This is a genomic window from Nocardiopsis sp. NPDC006198 (assembly GCF_040613895.1).
GTDB lineage: Bacteria > Actinomycetota > Actinomycetes > Streptosporangiales > Streptosporangiaceae > Nocardiopsis > Nocardiopsis tropica.
Genome location: NZ_JBEXSY010000017.1, coordinates 108,628 through 127,808, shown reverse-complemented (window position 1 = coordinate 127,808; position 19,181 = coordinate 108,628). Strand labels below are relative to the sequence as shown.

At 72.8% G+C, this 19,181-nt stretch carries 20 protein-coding genes; 13 read left to right on the top strand and 7 right to left on the bottom strand.

Annotated features, from left to right (window positions below):
* Positions 1–39 precede the first annotated feature (39 nt).
* Entirely contained in the window at positions 40–1,149 is a 1,110-nt protein-coding gene (dapC, locus tag ABZ234_RS14505; protein WP_355012324.1) for a succinyldiaminopimelate transaminase, read from the bottom strand.
* 170 nt (positions 1,150–1,319) lie between these two features.
* The gene (gene fdxA / locus ABZ234_RS14500; RefSeq protein ID WP_013154907.1) at positions 1,320–1,640 is read right to left on the bottom strand and encodes a ferredoxin; all 321 of its coding nucleotides are present in this window, start codon (positions 1,638–1,640) and stop codon (positions 1,320–1,322) included.
* A gap of 182 nt (positions 1,641–1,822) precedes the next feature.
* On the opposite strand from fdxA, the gene ABZ234_RS14495 reads away from it, so the two are divergent.
* From ABZ234_RS14495 to ABZ234_RS14485, 3 genes are all read left to right on the top strand, one after another.
* Positions 1,823–2,080 (top strand): hypothetical protein, encoded by a 258-nt coding sequence (locus ABZ234_RS14495; protein ID WP_267948182.1) that lies wholly within the window; start codon positions 1,823–1,825, stop codon positions 2,078–2,080.
* 213 nt (positions 2,081–2,293) lie between these two features.
* Complete coding sequence (locus tag ABZ234_RS14490) at positions 2,294–3,655, top strand: hypothetical protein (RefSeq protein ID WP_355012323.1); 1,362 nt, start codon at positions 2,294–2,296, stop codon at positions 3,653–3,655.
* A 103-nt stretch (positions 3,656–3,758) separates the two neighbouring features.
* On the top strand, positions 3,759–4,817 hold the full coding sequence (locus ABZ234_RS14485) for a site-2 protease family protein (RefSeq protein ID WP_267948180.1): 1,059 nt from the start codon (positions 3,759–3,761) through the stop codon (positions 4,815–4,817).
* A 40-nt stretch (positions 4,818–4,857) separates the two neighbouring features.
* Here the strand turns inward: ABZ234_RS14485 and ABZ234_RS14480 are convergent, their stop codons facing one another.
* A complete protein-coding gene (locus ABZ234_RS14480; protein ID WP_355012322.1) occupies positions 4,858–5,364 on the bottom strand; it encodes a hypothetical protein in 507 nt (168 codons plus the stop codon).
* 38 nt (positions 5,365–5,402) lie between these two features.
* Complete coding sequence (gene mshB / locus ABZ234_RS14475) at positions 5,403–6,269, bottom strand: N-acetyl-1-D-myo-inositol-2-amino-2-deoxy-alpha-D-glucopyranoside deacetylase (protein WP_267948178.1); 867 nt, start codon at positions 6,267–6,269, stop codon at positions 5,403–5,405.
* Between the two features lie 304 nt (positions 6,270–6,573).
* Between mshB and ABZ234_RS14470 the strand changes: the two genes are divergently transcribed.
* The 8 genes from ABZ234_RS14470 to ABZ234_RS14435 all read left to right on the top strand — a co-directional run bounded on the left by ABZ234_RS14470 (position 6,574) and on the right by ABZ234_RS14435 (position 13,468).
* Entirely contained in the window at positions 6,574–8,793 is a 2,220-nt protein-coding gene (locus ABZ234_RS14470) for a prolyl oligopeptidase family serine peptidase (protein WP_355012321.1), read from the top strand.
* A 307-nt stretch (positions 8,794–9,100) separates the two neighbouring features.
* Positions 9,101–9,487, top strand: coding sequence for a DUF3054 domain-containing protein (locus ABZ234_RS14465; protein WP_267948174.1), 387 nt, complete (start codon positions 9,101–9,103; stop codon positions 9,485–9,487).
* A 116-nt stretch (positions 9,488–9,603) separates the two neighbouring features.
* Entirely contained in the window at positions 9,604–10,335 is a 732-nt protein-coding gene (locus ABZ234_RS14460; protein ID WP_267948173.1) for an RNA methyltransferase, read from the top strand.
* A 55-nt stretch (positions 10,336–10,390) separates the two neighbouring features.
* Positions 10,391–11,026, top strand: a complete 636-nt coding sequence (locus tag ABZ234_RS14455; protein WP_355012320.1) for a GNAT family N-acetyltransferase — start codon at positions 10,391–10,393, stop codon at positions 11,024–11,026.
* A gap of 140 nt (positions 11,027–11,166) precedes the next feature.
* The gene (locus ABZ234_RS14450) at positions 11,167–11,811 is read left to right on the top strand and encodes a GNAT family N-acetyltransferase (RefSeq protein ID WP_355012319.1); all 645 of its coding nucleotides are present in this window, start codon (positions 11,167–11,169) and stop codon (positions 11,809–11,811) included.
* Between the two features lie 51 nt (positions 11,812–11,862).
* Positions 11,863–12,846, top strand: coding sequence for a hypothetical protein (locus ABZ234_RS14445; RefSeq protein WP_355012318.1), 984 nt, complete (start codon positions 11,863–11,865; stop codon positions 12,844–12,846).
* A 38-nt stretch (positions 12,847–12,884) separates the two neighbouring features.
* A complete protein-coding gene (locus ABZ234_RS14440; RefSeq protein WP_267948169.1) occupies positions 12,885–13,085 on the top strand; it encodes an Arc family DNA-binding protein in 201 nt (66 codons plus the stop codon).
* Positions 13,082–13,468 (top strand): Fic family protein, encoded by a 387-nt coding sequence (locus ABZ234_RS14435; protein ID WP_355012317.1) that lies wholly within the window; start codon positions 13,082–13,084, stop codon positions 13,466–13,468. The genes ABZ234_RS14440 and ABZ234_RS14435 overlap by 4 nt, the downstream gene beginning before the upstream one ends.
* An 86-nt stretch (positions 13,469–13,554) precedes the next feature.
* Here ABZ234_RS14435 and ABZ234_RS14430 read toward each other — a convergent pair whose 3' ends face one another.
* Genes ABZ234_RS14430 through ABZ234_RS14420 form a run of 3 tightly spaced genes read right to left on the bottom strand, consistent with a single transcriptional unit; the run spans position 13,555 to position 16,895 of the window.
* On the bottom strand, positions 13,555–14,301 hold the full coding sequence (locus tag ABZ234_RS14430) for a succinate dehydrogenase/fumarate reductase iron-sulfur subunit (protein ID WP_267948167.1): 747 nt from the start codon (positions 14,299–14,301) through the stop codon (positions 13,555–13,557).
* Positions 14,298–16,244 carry a fumarate reductase/succinate dehydrogenase flavoprotein subunit gene (locus ABZ234_RS14425; RefSeq protein ID WP_355012316.1) on the bottom strand — a complete coding sequence of 649 codons (1,947 nt, stop codon included), beginning with the start codon at positions 16,242–16,244 and terminating at the stop codon, positions 14,298–14,300. The genes ABZ234_RS14430 and ABZ234_RS14425 overlap by 4 nt, the downstream gene beginning before the upstream one ends.
* The gene (locus ABZ234_RS14420; protein WP_355012327.1) at positions 16,245–16,895 is read right to left on the bottom strand and encodes a succinate dehydrogenase cytochrome b subunit; all 651 of its coding nucleotides are present in this window, start codon (positions 16,893–16,895) and stop codon (positions 16,245–16,247) included. It abuts the gene before it with no gap.
* 131 nt (positions 16,896–17,026) lie between these two features.
* Here ABZ234_RS14420 and ABZ234_RS14415 point away from each other — a divergent pair, with 131 nt between their 5' ends.
* Positions 17,027–18,022 carry a LysR substrate-binding domain-containing protein gene (locus ABZ234_RS14415; RefSeq protein WP_355012315.1) on the top strand — a complete coding sequence of 332 codons (996 nt, stop codon included), beginning with the start codon at positions 17,027–17,029 and terminating at the stop codon, positions 18,020–18,022.
* Between the two features lie 336 nt (positions 18,023–18,358).
* On the top strand, positions 18,359–19,171 hold the full coding sequence (locus tag ABZ234_RS14410; RefSeq protein WP_355012314.1) for a hypothetical protein: 813 nt from the start codon (positions 18,359–18,361) through the stop codon (positions 19,169–19,171).
* The last annotated feature ends 10 nt before the right edge of the window (positions 19,172–19,181 follow it).

Below are 19,181 nucleotides of genomic sequence, written 5' to 3'. Positions count from 1 at the left end.
CGGGGAACGGCCGCCGGGCCGTTCCCCGGGACCGTCCCGCTACTCCGCCAGCCGCTCGACGGCGGCCCCGACGCGCTCGTCGGTGGCGGTGAACGCCACCCGCACGTGTCCCGCCCCCGCGGCGCCGTAGAAGTCGCCGGGGGCCACCAGGACACCGCGCTCCGCCAGGTGCGCGACCGCGCCCCAGGCGTCGTGGCGGGGGTGGCTCGCCCAGAGGTACAGTCCGGCGTCGGAGTGCTCGATCCGCCAGCCCGCCCCCTCCAGGGCCGCGCGGAGCCGGGCCCGGCGGGCCCGGTACCGCTCCTTCTGCTCGGCGGCGTGGGCGTCGTCGTCCAGGGCCGCCCGCATCGCCGCCTGGACGGGCGCGGGGACGATCATCCCGGCGTGCTTGCGCACCGCCAGCAGCTCTCCGACCAGGGCGGGGTCCCCGGCGACGAAGGCCGCCCGGTAGCCGGCCAGGTTGGAGCGCTTGGAGAGCGAGTGCACCGCGAGCAGGTTGTCGTGCGATCCGCCCGACACGTCCGGGTGCAGGATCGACACCGGTTCGGCGCCGTCCCAGCCGAGGTCCAGGTAGCACTCGTCGGAGGCCACCACGGCCCCGCGCTCGCGGGCCCACTCCACGACCTTGCGCAGGTGCGGGACGCCCAGGACGCGCCCGGTCGGGTTGCTGGGCGAGTTCACCCACACCAGCCCCGCCGGGGCCGGGCCCAGCGCCGTCAGGCCGTCGGAGGCGACCGGGGCCGCACCGGCGATCCGGGCGCCGACGTCGTAGGTCGGGTAGGCCAGTGCGGGGTGCACGACCGTGTCGCCCGCCCCGAGGCCGAGGAGGGTCGGCAGCCACGCGACGAGCTCCTTCGAGCCGACGGTGGGCAGCACCGCGCCCTCGGCGACGTCCACGCCGTGGCGGCGCGACAGCCAGCCGCGGATGGAGGCCCGCAGCTCGGGCGTTCCCCAGGTCAGCGGGTATCCGGGCGAGTCCGAGGCGTCGGACAGGGCCTTGCGGAGGGAGGCCGGGACCGGGTCGACCGGCGTGCCGACGGACAGGTCCACGATGCCGCCGGGGTGCGCCGCGGCCGTGCGCTTGTACGGCGCCAGCCGGTCCCACGGGAAGGTCGGGAGCCGGTCCGCCACGGGTCGCCGCTCGGCCATCGGTGCACACTCCATCCATCGGTTTCGGTTCGCACAGCAATCGCGCCGACCCGCCGGAGGGGGTCGGCGCGACACGTCACCGCACGGGTGACCCACGCCCGCGCACCCTCTGCGCCAGGGGGGTGCGGTGGCGGCTCGGCCCCTGTCGGGCCGGAACGCGGACTGCGCGGCTACTCGGCCTGCGGGGGCAGCTTCGCGACGAGCGGGTGGTCGCGGTCGATCTTGCCGACCTTCGAGGCGCCGCCCGGGGACCCCAGGTCGTCGAAGAAGTCGACGTTGGCCTTGTAGAAGTCGGACCACTGCTCGGGCAGGTCGTCCTCGTAGTAGATGGCCTCGACCGGGCAGACCGGCTCGCACGCACCGCAGTCGACGCACTCGTCCGGGTGGATGTAGAGCATGCGGTCGCCCTCGTAGATGCAGTCCACGGGGCACTCGTCAATGCACGCCTTGTCCAGCACATCAACACAGGGCTGCGCGATGACGTAGGTCACGTCGTACTCCTTGTCTCACCCCCGCTTTCCACGGGGGAGGCGGGGACCTTGAGAACCCCGGACCGGGTTCGGCGTGCGGGCGCCTATGCCCTGCTCCCGGGCTCTGCAAGCAAATGGCACAGATGTCGTCCTCCTAGTATGGCGGCGAAGAACAACCTGCGCACAATCGGGGGGCTCGTTCGATGCACATGGGAGGACGTCTCGTCCACCGGATAACCCCGGAGGACGTGGGCCGCCGGGTCTCCGTACGCACAACCCTCCCCGGGGGCGGGTTCACCGATATCGTCGGGGTCGTGGAGTCCTGGGACGGCGGCGTCATCACCGTGCGCCGGCGCGACGGCTCCGCGGTGGAGGTCGAGGAGTCGGCCGTCGCCGCCAGCCGCGTCGTTCCGCCGGTGCCCCCGCGCCGCCGCGGCGGTCCTCCCCCGAGGACTGCCTGAGCCCCGCTGCGGGCCGGACGGTCCCGGCGCCGGGCGCGGCGTCCACACGTGCCTGGGCACAGGCATTCTTCGCCCCGTGCGGGGTAGGAGACGCACAGTCCCGGAGCGGGTCCCGGCCCGACCCTCCCGGGGACAGACGAACGAGACAGCGCGCCCCCCGCGGAACACCGCGCGGACGGGCGCGGGTACGCGGGGAGGTGGTGAGCGCCCGTCATGCGCGAAGCAGTAGCGTCCGCCCTCGCCGAGCTGGCCCGACGGGACGAGCGGGCCGCCGACACGGCACGGGCGGCGCTGGACGCCCTGGCGCCGGACCGGGAGCTCGAGAGGCTCAACCAGCACGCCGTCCAGCGGTTCTGCTGGTTCGAGCTCCCGGTCCGCTTCCAGGACTCCGCCGACGAGCAGCTGTTCGCCGTGCGCTCCCTCGGCAGCCTCTTCTCCCTCCTCCAGCTCTACCGGTACGCGCAGATCTGCTCGGCGCAGGAGACCTCCTCCCTGCTCGCCGTCTACTCCGAGGACCACGCGGCGGGGCTGGCCATGTACGAGCGGCTCATGTGGGAGTCCGGGGTCGAGCCCCCGGACCTCCCCGAGCTCACGTGGGGCACCGCGGTCGGCGACGCGGAGATCCGCGCCCGCGACGAGACCTCGGCCGCCCTGGAGCTGGCCATCTCCCTGGGCGACGTCAGGCCGGGAAAGCGCGGGTGGCGTCCGGCCCAGGAGCAGTTCACGCGCTCCTTCCTGACCCGCCCGGGTCGGCGGGGCCTGAGCCACCTGGACCTGGTGCGGGAGGAGCGGGTCCGCGCGTGGCTCAGCTCGTCGGCGCACCCGCACCGGCAGCGGCTGTGGCCGCTCGTCGGGCAGATCATCGCCGGCGCGGACGTGCCGCGCGCGGCGGACCGGTCGATGGCGCCGCTGCAACGGCTGCTGGACCTCGCCGCCGACGGCATCGCCCTCACCCAGATCGGCTACATCTCGCCGGGCGTGGTCCGCCAGATGTGCGCGGACTTCGGTTGGCGGACCACCCCGGAACCCCCGCGCAGCGAGACGGACGCGACCCAGCTGATCGCCCTGCACCAGGCGCTGCGGGGCATGCGCGCCGTGCGCCGCTCGGGGCGCCGGCTCGTCCTGACCCGGCGCGGGCGGCAGCTGCGCGAGGACCCCGAGGCGCTGTGGCGGGCCTCCACCGAGACCCTGTGCCGAACCGGCGGACTGGAGCAGGCGGCGGCGGAGACGCTCCTGGGCATGCTGCTGTCCCGCTCCCCGCAGGGCGGCGGTTCGCACGAGCGCCGGCGCGAGTCGGACGTGGAGGCGGCCGAGAGGACGCTGACCGAGTCGGGCTGGGTGCCGCCGGAGCCGCCGCTCGCGTCGGGCCGGCACGCCGCCTCGCACCGGCGGACCGCCGAGGCCGCCTCGGACCGGGTGCGGGCGCTGGTGATGGCGGTGTGCTGGCTGCTGGAGACCCTCGGCCTGCTCGGCGAGGACGACGGCGCCGGGCACCGGGAGCTGACGGCGCCCGGCCGCGCCTTCGCGGTCGCGTGCCTGCACCGGTCGGCGGTGGCCCCCCGGGCGGTCGTGTAGGCCCCCGCGCCGCCCCGCCCCCCCCTGTGCCGCACCCGCTGCGCACGGGTCCCGCCCAGGGCCTAATCTGGAGCGCGACCCACCCGCGACCAGCAGGAGCACCATGCCCACGCCCGAACCGCCCCAGAAGGCGGAGACGACCGACGCGCCCGGACCCGACCGGGGCGCGGACGAGGCGCCCGGCGTCGACCCGTGGGACAGGATGCCCGAGGGCGCCCTCAACCGGCCCGACCTGGGCGGGGACGACGACGAACCGGCGTCCTCCGGGGAGGGGGGCACAGGGGCTCCCGGGCCCGGCGGGGACACCGCGGACGCGGAGGACCCCCCCGGGGACGACGGCGCGCCCGCGGAGGGCGCCCCGGCCCCGAGCCGGCTCGACTTCCTGCCCAGCCCGGTGTTCGTCCTGCTGCTGGGGCTCACGGGGTTCGCCGGCTGGCTCTCCTGGCGCGCGGTCGAACTCGACTGGGCCGCCGAGGGCGCGAGCGTCACCCCGCTGATCCCGCCCCTGCTCATCCTGCTCGGGTGGATCGTCTCCTCGGCCGTCCACGAGTTCGCGCACGCGCTCGCGGCCTACCTGGCCGGGGACCGCTCGCTGCGCGGGAGCGCCTACCTGAGGCTCAACCCGTTCGCCTACGAGCAGGCCTTCGCCGGGCTCGTGCTGCCCTCGCTCTACCTGGGCCTGGGGGCCTTCGGCATGACCGGGCCGCCCGCCTACGTCGACTGGGACCGCATCCCGTCGCGCGGCCGACGCGCCGCGGTGGCGCTCGCCGGCCCGCTGGCCAGCCTCCTGCTGTCCGCGGTCCTCGCCGCCGTCGTGACCGTCCTGGTCCCCCCCGGCAACGACACCACCAACTGGGCGATCGCCGCGATGGCGCTGCTGTCCTTCGCGAACCTGACCGCCGCCCTCGTCAACCTGCTGCCCGTCCCGGGCCTGGACGGCTTCGAGGTGCTGGCCGCGGCGGCGCACCGCGCGCCGTGGGTCCCCGCCGCCCGCCGCAACGCCCTGTTCGGCTCCGTGGCCGTGTTCGCCGTCCTGTGGTTCCCCGGGGTCAGGGAGGTCATGGTGAACCTGGTGTACGGCCTGTTCGACCTGGTCCTGCCCAATCCGGTGTTCCCCGGGATCGCCTTCTACGGAGAGCTCCTGCTGCAGTTCTGGGCCTGAGCCCGTACACGGGGAGAGGACCCCGGGGATCGCCCCGGGGTCAGTCCCCGTTCGGCGGGTGCGCGCCCGCGGGGGGCCGCTCCTGCGGCCGGGCGCCGCCCTGCGGGGCCGGGGGCAGGAAGATCCCGCTGCGGACCACGGAGATCGCCAGGACCAGCATCGTCCCGAACATGTACGCGTTGTGCATGAGGTGGTTCCTGAGGACGGCGTCACCGCCGGGGAGGTAGCTGACCAGGGCGATCAGCACCGCCAGGAACCCCACCGCGAAGGCCACCGCCCCGGACGGGCCCCGAGTCCCCCACGCGCACAGGCGGCCCGCCCCGTACAGGAGCGCCAGGAAGGCCACCAGCCCCGCCACCGACAGCAGGGTCGCGGGCCGGCCCGCGTCCCAGTAGCGGGTGAGCCAGCCGGCGCCGGTCGTGGACAGCAGGCCCAGGAGGGCGCCGAGCAGCAGCAGGACCGCGAAGGTGGCCGCGGTCAGCAGCGGCGACAGGGACGTCCGGGGCGGTCTCCGCTCTCCGGCCCCGGTGGACTCAGGTGTGCTCACAGCAGACGAGGGTAGACGGTCGCCCGGACCGCCCGGGATCACAGCCCCGAGAACAGGTCCGTCTCGTACTCCCCCGGCCGGACGCGCGGCGCCGGCCCCAGCAGCAGTGTGAAGTACTCGACGGCGTCGATCTCCTGCGCGATGCCGTTCGACAGGGCGAACCGCCCGCCGTCCACGGTGATCTGCGTGGCGTGCGCCCGCATGGCCATCGCCTTCGCCGCCCAGTGCGCCCCCGCGTCGACGCGCGTGGTCACCAGCTCGTCCGGGGTGCCGCGCGCGATGTCGGACACCTGGGCGGGCGGCGTGAACGGGCCCGCCTCCTCGTTGAGCCTCGCGATCGACGCCTCGATCACGGACACCGGCTGGGCGATCGCGTAGAGCTTGCCGACCTGCCAGGGCGTGCCCGCCATGGAGCGCTCACCGGCCCGGGCGCACGCGCGCCGGGTGATCCGGTGCGCCTGGACGTGGTCCGGGTGCCCGTAGCCGCCGTACTCGTCGTAGCTGACCAGTACGTGCGGCCTGACCTCGCGGATGATCTCCGCGAGCATCGTCGCGGCGGCCTCCGGGTCGGCCCCCGCGAACGCCTTCGGGTGGTCGTTGGCGGGGCCGCCCGCCATGCCCGAGTCCCTGTAGCGGCCGGCGCCGCCGAGGAACCGGTGGTCGCGCACGCCCAGGGCGACGCAGGCCTTCTCCAGCTCGCCGGTCCGGTGGCTGCCCAGGGTGTCGTCGCGGTCGGCGGCCAGGTGCGCGAGGTCGTCGGGGATGACCTCGCCCTCCTCACCGAGGGTGCAGGTCACCAGGGTGACGCCGGCCCCCTCGGCCGCGTACTTCGCCAGCGTCGCACCCGTGACGATGCTCTCGTCGTCGGGGTGCGCGTGCACCATCATCAGTCGCCTGTCAGTCACATAGCGAACGATACCGGTCGCATCACGACATGGCGTGACCTTCACACACCCGTGTCCGACCGGGGTCCGGAACCCCGCCCGGTGCGACGGGGTGCGGGCGCGGAAGCGGAGCGCGCCTCCTGCGGCGCGCGGGGGCGGGGACGCGGCACGCACGGGGCGCCCCCAGCGGCCTCCGGAGGCCTCCTGAGGCGCGAGGGGGCGGGTGCGGCCCCCGGGACGCCGCCCGGCGCGGACCTCCGCGCGTCGTGGCCGGTGGGGAGGGGACGCGCCCCCGCCCGGGCGCGGCATGGGACACAATCCCCCTATGAGTTTTCCTCGCCAACAGGCCCGTACCCAACGCTTCACGATCGGTGTTCCGCGCGCGTTCCAGATCTCGCCGGACGGACAACGCGTCGCCTTCCTCCGGGGGCGCGACGGAGTAGACACGGGCACGTGCCTGTGGGTGCACGAGACGGAGGCCGGGACCGAGTCGGTGGTCGCCGACCCCAAGGCCCTGGGTGCCGACGACGAGAACCTCCCCCCGGAGGAGCGGGCCCGCCGTGAGCGCCTCCGCGAGAGCGGCGGCGGCATCGTGTCCTACTCGGTGGACGACGCCTTCACGAGGGCGGTCTTCACCCTGTCCGGGCGGCTGTTCTACGTCGACCTGGTCGGCGACGGCGGCGCGCCCCGCGAGCTGCCCGCGGCCACCCCTGTCGTGGACCCGCGGATCAGTCCGGCGGGCGACCGCGTCGCCTACGTCAGCGGCGGGGCCGTGCGCGTCATCGACGTCGCCGCGGCCGAGTCCGACCACGGCGACAGGGTGGTCGCCGAGCCCGACGGCGACCACGTCACCTGGGGTCTGGCCGAGCTGGTCGCCGCCGAGGAGATGGGCCGCTACCGGGGCTTCTGGTGGGCTCCGGACGGTTCCTCGCTGGCCGTCGCCCGCGTGGACGAGTCCGCGGTGAACACCTGGTACGTCTCCGACCCCGGCCGCCCCGGCCAGGAGCCGACGGCGCTGCGCTACCCGCCGGCGGGGGGCGTCAACGCGGACGTGCGCCTGGCCGTGTTCCCGGTCGGTACGGCGGGGGCGTACCGGCGGGACGGCCGCCCCACCCCCACCTGGGTGGAGTGGGACCGGGAGGCCTTCCCCTACCTGTCGACCGTCGGTTGGACCACCGGCCCCGACGGCACCCCCACCGTCGTCCTCACCGCGCAGGACCGCGGCCAGCGCTCGCTCACCCTCCTCAGCGCCGACCCGGCCACCGGCCTGGTCGCCGAGGTGCGCACCGACACCGACGGCGTGTGGGTCGAGCTGATGCCGGGCGTGCCCGCCCACACCGCCTCCGGGGACCTGGTGTGGATCGCCCGCGGGCCCGAGGGGCCCGACGGACCCGGTGAGCGGCGCGTGTACGTCGGCGGCACGCCCGTCAGCCCCGCCGACGTGTACGTGCGCGGGGTCGTCGACGTGGACGGCGACCGCGTCCTCTACACGGGCTCGCCCGCGGGGAGCCCCGGCGACGTGTCCCTGTGGCTGGTGGACCTGGCCACCGGCCTGTCGGCGCCGGTGGAGGTCCCCGGGCACGGCTGCTCCCGATCCGCCGACTCGGGGGCCCACAGCGGCCTGCGCTCCGGGAGGCTGCGCGGCGGCACCCTCGTCGTCCAGCACCGGTCGATGGACTTCGCCGGGGTGCGCACCGTGGTCGTGCGCAACGCCGACACCGAGACGCGGCGGGCGTACTCCGAGATCCCCAGCCTCGCGGAGGCGCCGGAGCTCCCCGAGCCGAGGGTGGAGTTCTGGCGCGCCGGCGAGCGGCGGATCCCGACCGCGCTCGTCCTGCCGTCCTGGTACCGCGAGGACCTCCGTCCGCTCCCCGTGCTGATGGCCCCCTACGGGGGACCGCACGCCCAGCGGGTCCTCAACGCGCGCGGGGCCTACCTGACCGCCCAGTGGTACGCGGAGCAGGGCTTCGCGGTGCTCATCGCGGACGGCCGCGGCACCCCGGGGATCGGGGTGGAGTGGGAGCAGAGCATCCACCTCGACCTGGCGGCGCCGGTGCTGGACGACCAGGTGGCGGCCCTGCGGGACGCGGCGGCCCGCTTCCCCTTCCTGGACACCGCGCGTGTGGGCATCCACGGCTGGTCGTTCGGCGGGTTCCTCGCCGCGCTCGCGGTGCTGCGCCGCCCGGACGTGTTCCACGCGGCGGTGGCGGGCGCGCCGGTCATCGACTGGGAGCTGTACGACACCCACTACACCGAGCGCTACCTGGGCGCCCCGCAGGAGCGCCCGGAGGCGTACGTGCGCAGCTCGCTCCTGGAGGAGGCGGCCAAGCTGGAGCGCCCGCTGATGATGATCCACGGCCTGGCGGACGACAACGTGGCGTTCGCGCACACCCAGAGGATGTCGTCGGCCCTGATGGCGGCGGGCCGCCCGCACACGGTGCTGCCGCTGTCGGGGGTGACGCACTCCCCGTCCGACCCGACCGTCGCGGAGAACCTGATGCTGCTCCAGGTGGAGTTCCTCAAGGAGAACCTCCGGGGCGAGTAGCGGACGGCCCCGGGCCCCGGCGATACGCGTGCCGGGGCCCGGGCGCGCACGGTGCGGGCCGGGCGCGGAACTCGGCGTCGGCCGCGAAGGGTCGGTGGACGCGCTCGACCGCGGCGGGACGATCGTCGTCCGGTGCTGCGTACACCGCGTCCATGCCCCCTCCCCCGCCCATGCCCATGCCCTCCCGAGGACCTTGTGCCTGTGGCGAGGTCCGGCGCCGGGACCGGCTCGGGGTACGGGACCATCCAGGTCAGGGGCCCTCACACCCCACCGGCAACGGTCACGGTCAGCCCCTTAACCTGGTGGCATGCGTTCGTATGCGGCGCCGCTCGCCTTCGCGGCCGACCTGGTCTGTGTGCTCGTCTTCGTCGTGATCGGCAGGGTCGACCACGAGTCGGGGACCGCCCTCGCGGGGATCTGGGGTACGGCCTGGCCGTTCCTGGCCGGAACGGTCCTGGGGTGGGCGGTCACCCTGGGCTGGAGGGCCCCCGACCGGATCTGGCCGGTCGGCCTGTTCGTGTGGGCCGTGACGGTGGCGGGCGGGATGGTGCTGCGCCTGCTGACCGGCGAGGGCGCGCCGTTCAGCTTCGTCGTCGTCACGTCCCTGTTCCTGGCCGCGGCCATGCTCGGCTGGCGCGCGGCGGCCCTCCTCGTCGCACGGAGCCGGCAGAGCGGCCCGCGGAGCGGCGGCTGAGGGCCTGATCCGGCCACAGACCCGGTGACCGCCCCGAGAGCGGCCCGCGGAGCGGCGGCCGAGGGGTCGGCGGCGCCCCCGCCGAGGAGGCGCCGGGGGTTCGTAAGCTGGAACGGATGAACGAGCATCCCGCACCCCAGGCCACCCTCCCCTCCTCGGTCGCGTCCGACGCGCCCGACGGCAACGGCGAGGACGAGGCACGCGAGGTCGGTGTGGGCCCCTGGTCCGGACCGTGGCCCGAGGGCGACCACTACGACCCCGACCTCCTGGCCGGGGGCGACCGCCGCAACGTCGTGGACCGCTACCGGTACTGGCGGCGCGAGGCGATCGTCGCGGACCTCGACACCGTCCGCCATCCCTTCCACGTCGCCGTGGAGAACTGGTCGCACGACTTCAACATCGGCTCGGTCGTACGCACCGCCAACGCGTTCGGGTGCGCGGCGGTCCACATCGTCGGCCGCCGCAGGTGGAACAAGCGGGGGGCGATGGTCACCGACCGCTACCAGCACGTCCACCACCACCCCGACACGGACGCCCTGGTGGCGTGGGCCGAGGAGCGCGGGCTCCCCCTGATCGGGATCGACAACCTGCCGGGCGCCGTGCCGCTGGAGACCTACCCGCTGCCGAGGGACGCCGTCCTGGTGTTCGGGCAGGAGGGTCCGGGGCTGTCCGAGGAGGTGCGGAAGGTGTGCCGGGCGGTGCTGTCGATCGCCCAGTTCGGTTCGACGCGGTCGATCAACGCCGGCGCGGCGGCCGCGATCGCGATGCACGCCTGGGTGCGGGCCCACGTCTTCGACCAGCCGGTGTCCGGACAGGCCTGCGCCACACCCGCCGAGGCGCTGCCGTGATGGTTCCGTGATCTACCATGTGCGTGAGGCCGCCCCCTACCAGAGAGCAGTGCGCATGAGCCCGACCGTCACCTCCGCAGCCCGCCCCGCCACCATGGACGACGTCGCCGGCGTCGCCCGGGTCCTGAGCAGATCCGCCCACGAGGACCCGTTCTTCCGCTGGCTGTTCCCCGACGACGAACTCCGCATCGCCAAGACGCGGCGCTTCTTCGCCCTGACCGCCGGGTTCGGCTACGTCCCCGCCGGCGGCACCCGGGTCGCCGAGACCAGGGACGACCCGGAGTCCGCGCCGGTGGTGCGGGGCGCGGCCCTGTGGGCGCCGCCCGAGGCCAACCCCGAGGGGCAGCTGGTCTCGCTGCGCACCTGGCCCCACTGGGGCCCGCTGATCGGCCGGGCGCGCCTCACCGCGTTCGTGCGGGTGTTCGCGGAGTGGAAGCTGGCCGCTCCCCAGGAACCCCACCTGTACCTGGCCACCCTGGGCGTGGATCCCGTGGTGTCCGGCACCGGTGTGGCGGGCGGCCTCCTCTCCGACGGCCTGGACCGGGCGGACTCCGAGGGGATCCCCGTGTTCACCCAGACCCTCGACGACAAGACCGTCGGCTTCTACGAGCGGTTCGGCTTCCGCGTGTCCCGCGAGGTGGAGAGCCAGGACGCGGGCACCCACTACTACCTGATCCGCGACCCCTCCTGAGCCTCCGCGGGGCCGGAGGGGACCGTGCGCGGGGCCCGCGGGGCGGTCGGGGACTTCCTCGGAAAACGCCGCACCCGGAATGTCCGCGGGATCTACCATGAGCGTTGACCGGAGTCCCGTGAGAGGGAAGAGGCACCCCCGTGAGCCCCACGGCAGCCGCGACGCGGACCCTTCGCACCGCGAACATGAACGACGTCCCCGCCGTGGCCCGGCTCCTGGGGCGCGCCTTCCACGAGGACCCGTTCTTCCGCTGGTTCTTCCCGACCGAGGCGCGGCGCATGGCGCGGACCGCGCGGGCCTGCGCGCTCCTGGCCGGGTTCGGCTACGTCCCGAGCGGCTACACCACGGTGGCCGAGTGCCGCGAGGACTCCGTGCGCGGCCCGGTGGTGCGGGGCGCGGCCCTGTGGGCGCCGCCCGGCGCGGCCCCCGAGGGGTTCGCGGTGACGCTGCGGTCGCTGCCGCACTGGTCCCGCCTGGTCGGCCTCTCCCGGATCCCCGAGATCGCGCGGTACACGGGTGAACTGCGCGCGGACGTCCCCGAGGAGCCGCACTGGTACCTGGCCCTGCTGGGCGCCGACCCCGGGGCCCGCGGGACGGGCGTGGGCTCGCAGCTGCTGCGCGCCGGCCTGGCGAGGGCCGACGCGGACGGCGTCCCCGTCCACCTGGACACGACGAACCCCGCGAACCTCGGCTACTACGAGCGGTACGGATTCCAGGTGGTGCGGGTGGTCAGCGACCCGCGGGCCCCCTCGGCGTACTGCATGGTCCGCCCGCCCGCGGCCTGACGGGGGCGCCGGCGCCCCCTCTCCTTCCTCCGGGGCTGACAGGATGGCCGGGTGAACATCAGAGGCGTCTCGTACCACACCGACCACCTCCCGGCCGGTCTGGCCGAGCGCGACATGCGCACCGTCCGGGAGGACCTGCGCTGCACGGCCGTGATGCTGATCGGCGACGACGTCGGACAGCTGGAATCGGCGGCCGGGGCCGCCCTGGCCGCCGGCCTCGACGTGTGGGTGCGCCCCCGGCACGACGGCCGCACGCCCGCCGAACTGGTCGCCCACCTCGCCGCCGTGGCGGACATGGCCGAGGGGCTGCGCGCCGCCCGGCCGGGCCGGGTCACCCTGATGGTCGGCACCGAGTTCTCGCTGACCGTCCGCGGGCTGCTCCCCGGCCCCGGCGAGTTCTCCCGGCTCCAGATCATCAGGCGCCCCCGACTGCTCAGGCTGTTCTCCCGCCGCGTGAACCGCAGGCTCCACACCCTGCTCGCGACCACCGCCGCAGTGGCGCGCGAGCGCTTCCACGGCCCCCTCACCTACGGCGCCGCGGGGTGGGAGCGGGTGGACTGGTCGGTGTTCGACGTCGCCGGGACGAACCTGTACCGGGCGGGCACCGACGACGCCGGCTACGCGGAGATCCTCGACGCCCGCATGCACGAGGCCGGGCGCCCGTTCGTCGTCACCGAGTTCGGGTGCGGCGCGTACGAGGGCGCCGGCCTCCGGGGCGCGGGCTCGTTCTTCGCCGTGAACTGGTTCGCCGACCCGCCGCGCCTGCGCCGGGGCACGGTGCGCGACGAGGGCGTCCAGGCGCGCTACCTCACCGAACTGCTCGACCTGTACGAGGACCGGGGCGTGGAGGGGGCCTTCGTGTTCACCTTCGCCATGCCCGGGTTCCCGCACAGCGAGGACCCGGAGTACGACCTGGACATGGCGGGGTTCGGCCTCGTGCGGGCCCCCGCCGACGACCCGGCGGCATGGACGCCGAAGGAGGCCTTCCACGCGGTGGCACGCCACTACCGCGCCCAGGAGTCCGGGGCCCGGTAGTACCGCTCGTCGGTACCACTCCTGGGTACCGTGTTCGTATGAACATGAATCTGCGCCTCCCGGAGGACGTGCACGCCCGCATCAAGGAGGCGGCCGAGGAGGACGGCACCAGTGTGAACTCCGAGGTCGTGCTCGCCGTGAGGGAGTACCTCGCGCGCCGCCAGACCGAGAGGGTGCGCCGGTACGCCCTGGACATCGCCCAGGAGGACGCCGAACTCCTGGCGAGGCTGGCCGAGTGACGCACTACCTCACGAGGGCCGACGTCACCGTGATCATCCAGGCGGTCCTGCCCGCCACCGCGGCCATGAGGGACGTCGGCCTGCTCCAGGCCGCCCTGCTGCGTCCGCAGACGACCGTGTTCGGGGAAAACGCGTACCCGGACCTGTGGCAGAAGGCCGCCGCCCTCATGCAGTCGGTGCTCATCGGGCACCCGCTGTCCGACGGCAACAAGAGGCTCGCCTGGACCAGTGCCAGGGCGTTCCTCCGGCTCAACGGAGAGGGCTTCGGCCCGGTCGACCAGGATGCGTCCTACGACCTGGTGATCGCCGTCACCACGGGAGAGCTGGTGGACGTTCCGGAGATCGCGGAGCGGCTGAGAAAGCTCCCGGCCCCCCGGCGGTGACCCGTGCACGGGAACGGGGCCGCACCCCCGGGAGGGGTGCGGCCCCGTGGGACCGGACCGGGGTGTGCCCCCGGCAGAGGTCGTGCCTAGCCGATGCCCTTGCTGAGCGAGCCCAGCAGGTCGCGGTTGAGCTGCGAGATGGTGTCCAGCGGGATGCCCTTCGGGCAGACCGCGGCGCACTCACCGATGTTGGTGCAGCCGCCGAAGTCCTCCTCGTCCTGCTGGTTGATCATCTTCACCACGCGCGACGCCCGCTCCGGCTGCCCCTGCGGGAGCATGCCGAGGTGGGTGACCTTCGCCGCGGTGAACAGCATGCTGGACGCGTTCGGGCACGCCGCCACGCAGGCGCCGCAGCCGATGCAGGTCGCGGCGTCGAAGGCGCGGTCCGCGTCCGGCTTCGGGATCGGGTTGGCGTGGGCGTCCGGCGCGGTACCCGTCGGGGCGCTGATGAAGCCGCCCGCCTGGATGATGCGGTCGAACGCGCCCCGGTCGACGACCAGGTCCTTCACGACGGGGAACGCCGTGGCCCGCCACGGCTCGACCGTGATGGTGTCGCCGTCCTTGAAGCTGCGCATGTGCAGCTGGCAGGTGGTGGTGCGCTCGGGACCGTGGGCCTCGCCGTCGATCACGACGCCGCAGGCGCCGCAGATGCCCTCGCGGCAGTCGTGGTCGAACGCGACCGGGTCCTCGTTCTCCAGCGTGAGCTTCTCGTTGAGGACGTCGAGCATCTCCAGGAAGGACATGTCCGGCGAGACGTCGGTGAGCTTGTAGGTGACCATGCGACCCTCGTCGTCACGGCCCTTCTGTCGCCACACGCGCAGGGTGATGTTCACTTGTAGCTCCGCTGCTTCATCTCGACGTACTCGTACTCCAGGTTTTCCTTGTGGAGTACGGGCTTGCTGTCCACGCCACCGAACTCCCAGGCCGCGACGTAGGCGAACTCGTCGTCGTGACGCAGGGCCTCCCCGTCCTCGGTCTGGCTCTCGGCGCGGAAGTGGCCGCCGCAGGACTCGCGCCGGTGCAGGGCGTCGATGCACATGAGCTCGCCCAGCTCCAGGAAGTCCGCCACGCGGTTGGCCTTCTCCAGAGCCTGGTTGAACTCCTCGTTGGTGCCGAGCACCTTGACGTCGCGCCAGAACTCGGCGCGCAGCTCGCGGATGAGCTCGATGGCCTTGCGCAGGCCCTCCTCGTTGCGCTCCATGCCGCAGTAGTCCCACATGATGTGGCCGAGCTCCTTGTGGAAGGAGTCGACGGTGCGGGAGCCGTTGACGGAGAGCAGCTTGTCGATCCGCGCGGTGACGTCCGCCTTGGCCGCCACGGCCTCGGGGTGGGTCTCGTCGACCGGCTCGAAGGGGCCGGCCGCGAGGTAGTCGTTGATGGTGTTCGGCAGGACGAAGTAGCCGTCCGCCAGCCCCTGCATCAGCGCGCTCGCGCCCAGGCGGTTCGCGCCGTGGTCGGAGAAGTTGGCCTCACCCGTCACGAACAGGCCCGGGATGGTGCTCTGGAGGTCGTAGTCGACCCACAGCCCGCCCATGGTGTAGTGGACGGCCGGGTAGATGCGCATCGGGACCTCGTACGGGTTCTCCCCGGTGATGCGCTGGTACATGTCGAAGAGGTTGCCGTACTTGGCCTCGACCGCGTCGCGGCCCAGACGCTCGATGGCGTCCGCGAAGTCCAGGTACACGCCCAGCCCGCCGGGGCCGACGCCGCGGCCCTCGTCGCAGACGTTCTTGGCGGCGCGCGAGGCGATGTCGCGGGGCACCAGGTTGCCGAAGGCCGGGTAGATGCGCTCCAGGTAGTAGTCGCGCTCGTCCTCGGGGATCTGGCGCGGGTCCCGGTCGTCACCGCCCACCTTGGGCACCCAGATGCGGCCGTCGTTGCGCAGCGACTCGCTCATCAGGGTCAGCTTGGACTGGTAGTCGCCGCTGACCGGGATGCAGGTCGGGTGGATCTGCGTGTAGCAGGGGTTCGCGAAGTGCGCGCCCTTGCGGTGGGCCCGCCACGCGGCGGTGACGTTGGAGCCCATGGCGTTGGTCGACAGGAAGAAGACGTTGCCGTAGCCGCCGGTGGCCAGGACCACCGCGTCGGCGAAGTGCGTCTCGATCTCGCCGGTGACCATGTCGCGGGCGATGATGCCGCGCGCCTTGCCGTCCACGACGATGACTTCCAGCATCTCGTGGCGGGTGTTCATCTTGACGGTGCCGGCCGCGATCTGGCGCTCCTGGGCCTGGTAGGCGCCGATGAGGAGCTGCTGGCCCGTCTGGCCGCGCGCGTAGAAGGTACGGGACACCTGCACGCCGCCGAAGGAGCGGTTGTCCAGGAGGCCGCCGTACTCGCGGGCGAAGGGAACGCCCTGGGCCACGCACTGGTCGATGATCTCGACGCTGGTCTGGGCCAGGCGGTAGACGTTCGACTCGCGGGAGCGGAAGTCACCGCCCTTGACGGTGTCGTAGAACAGCCGGTAGATGCTGTCACCGTCGTTGCGGTAGTTCTTCGCGGCGTTGATGCCGCCCTGCGCGGCGATGGAGTGCGCGCGCCGGGGGCTGTCCTGGTAGCAGAACGAGGTGACCTTGTAGCCCGCCTCGCCCAGGGTCGCCGCCGCGGAGGCGCCGGCGAGGCCGGTGCCGACGATGATCACGGAGAGCTTGCGCCGGTTCGCGGGGTTGACCAGCTTGGCGCCGAAGCGGCGCTTGTCCCAGCGCTCGTTGATCGGGCCTTCGGGGGCCTTCTCGTCCCGGATCGGGGCGCCCTCGATGTACAGGTCGTTCTCAGACAATTAACTCACCAGTCCAAAGGTGACCGCCAGGGGCGGGAGCAGGAAGCCGACGGTCACGACCACGGCGATCGCCATGGCGACCGTGTTGATCTTGCCCTGGCGGCTGGCCTTGTTGAAGCCGAGCGTGGCCATCCCGCTCCACACACCGTGACGCAGGTGGAAACCGACCGCGATCACGGAGGCGAGGTAGAACAGCGTCACGTACCAGAACTCCGGCTGGAAGCCGTTCACGAGCCGCTCGTACGGGCTGTCCGACTTGCCGCCGGGAGCGATGACGTTCGCCGTCAGGTGCAGGATGTGGAAGATCACGAAGAGCGCGATGAGGATGCCGCCGTAGCGCATGGTGTACGAGGCGTAGGTGCGCTGCACCCGCTTCTTCACCTGGTAGCGGTCGGTGCGGGCCTTGCGCGCGCGCATCGTGAGGACCACTGCGGAGTAGATGTGGATGAGGACGCTCGCCAGCAGGACGACGCGCGCGATCCACAGGAAGCCGCTCTCGGGCAGGAGCGGGTAGCCGAGCTCACGGAGGCCGTGCGCGTAGCCGTCGAAGGCCTCCTGGCCCGAGAAGACTTTCAGGTTGCCGTACATGTGCGCGATCAGGTACAGCACAAGGATCACGCCGGTGACCGCCATCGCGGACTTGAGCGCCACCGTGGACCTGTAGGCCGTAGATCGCTTCTTGGTCAAGGTACTGTTCGCCACAGCCTGCCACTTTAATTTCGGGTTAACTCGGACGTCCAAGTCATCGGGACCCTGGTCTCCATAGCCTTAGGCTATGGAGCATGCAGTTCCAGCAGCTGGCTTACTTCGTCGCCGTGGCCCGCACCCGCCATTTCACCCGCGCAGCCGAGCTTTCACGCGTCGCCCAGCCGAGCTTGAGCAAACAGATCCGCAGCCTTGAGCGGGAGTTGGGCGCGCCGTTATTCAGTCGTGCCCGGGGAAACATCACACTCACCCCGGCGGGCGAGGCGCTGCTCCCGCTGGCCCAGCGCATGCTCACCGACCTGGAGACGGCCCGTCGGGAGGTAGCCGAACTGGCCGGGGTGCGTCGCGGGCGGGTGCGCCTCGGGGCGACCCCCTCGCTGTGCGCGGGACTGCTGGCCGATGTCCTCGCCCACTTCCATACCCGCTTCCCCGGGATCGAACTCCGGGTGGAGGAGAGCGGTTCGCGCGACCTCATCCGGGACCTGGGACGGGGGGAGCTGGACCTGGCGCTGATCATCCTCCCCCTCCAGAGCAGCGACCCCGACTTCTCGACCACGCCGATCCTGAGGGAGAACCTGGTCGTGGTGAGCCCGATGTCGCAGCCCTCCCCCAACGGAAGGGCGTCGATCCGGATCACCGAGCTCCGGGAGCGGGCGCTGGTGATGTTCCGGCGCGGGTACGACGTGCGCGAGGCCACGCTGCGCGCCTGCCGGGCCGCCGGCTTCGAGCCCGACCTGGCGGTGGAGGGCGGGGAGATGGACGCCGTGCTGCGCTTCGTGGAGGCGGGGCTGGGCCTGGCCGTCGTGCCGAGCATGGTGCTCAAGAACCGGCCGGGCCTGCGCGGGACGCCGCTGGCCCGGCCCCGCCTGCTCCGGACCGTGGCCCTGGCGCGGCGCAAGGACGTGGAGCCCTCGCACTCGGCGGACGCCTTCCGCCGGCACCTCAACGAGTACCTGCTGGGGATGTCGAAGGAGGACCTGGGCCCGGATCTGGAGGTGCTGATCTCGGATGCGAGCGCGGGCGGTCCCGAGGAAGACAGGTTCTCCGGTAGGAATACCGGAGAAATACCCTGAGCCACCCGAAAACCCCAGAGGGCAATCCCACCCCCTATCGCCACTCTTTTGTCAAAAACAACGAACATGACACTCGGGGCGTTCGTTGGCTTTTAATGACAAAAGGCCACAAATGAATGACTAAAAGTGGCCTATTTCACACTCGTCTCCCAGGGGTTTCTCCACAGCCGGGACGTGACCGTGATCACAACGTCCTAACGTTGCGTTGCAGACCGGTCCTACAGCTTCTCCCGCAGCCGTGCAGCACTCACGGAGAGCGGTCACCGCCCGGGCCCGGGGTCCCGCACCCCGGTCGGCGCCCGGCCGGCGCCCTCTCCACAGGAGGTGGAGACCTCGGTGACCCCCGACGACAGCGCGCGCACCGGAGCCGTCCGGGCGCGCATCCCCCGACGAACCCTGCGGACCGACCGATGGTGGCTCGGTCCGGTCCTCACGACCGCCGGCCTGGCCGCCTTCGTGGTCTACGCCACCCTCCGGGTGTTCCAGCAGGACCACTACTGGGTGGCGGAGCACCACTACCTGACCCCGTTCTACTCGCCGTGCCTGGCACAGCAGTGCGCGCCCGAGGCCGCGCTGTTCGGACGGCTCCCCGTCGAGTTCCCCCCGCTCGTCCCCTACGCCCTGCTCAGCCTGCCCTTCCTGCTGCTGTTCCGGGTGACCTGCTACTACTACCGCAAGGCCTACTACCGCTCGATCTGGCAGGCGCCCACCGCGTGCGCCGTACGCGAGCCGCACAGCCGGTACACCGGTGAGACCCGGCCGCTGATGCTCCCCCAGAACGGCCACCGCTACTTCTTCTACGTCGCCCTCGCCATCACCCTGGTCAACACGTGGGACACCGCGGTCGCCTTCTTCCACGGGACCGACGGCGGCTTCGGCATCGGCCTCGGCAACCTCGTCATGGTCGTCAACGTGCTGATGCTCTGGGGCTACACGCTCAGCTGCCACTCCTGCCGCCACATCATGGGCGGGCGCCTGCGCAGCTTCGGCAGGCACCCCGTCCGCTACTGGATGTGGAGCCGCGTCTCGACCCTCAACGACCGGCACATGTACTTCGGCTGGTTCAGCATCGCGTCCCTGATGGCCACCGACGCCTACGTCGCCCTGATGGCCAGCGGCACCATCACCGACCTGCGGATCCTCAACTGAGCCCCGGGGA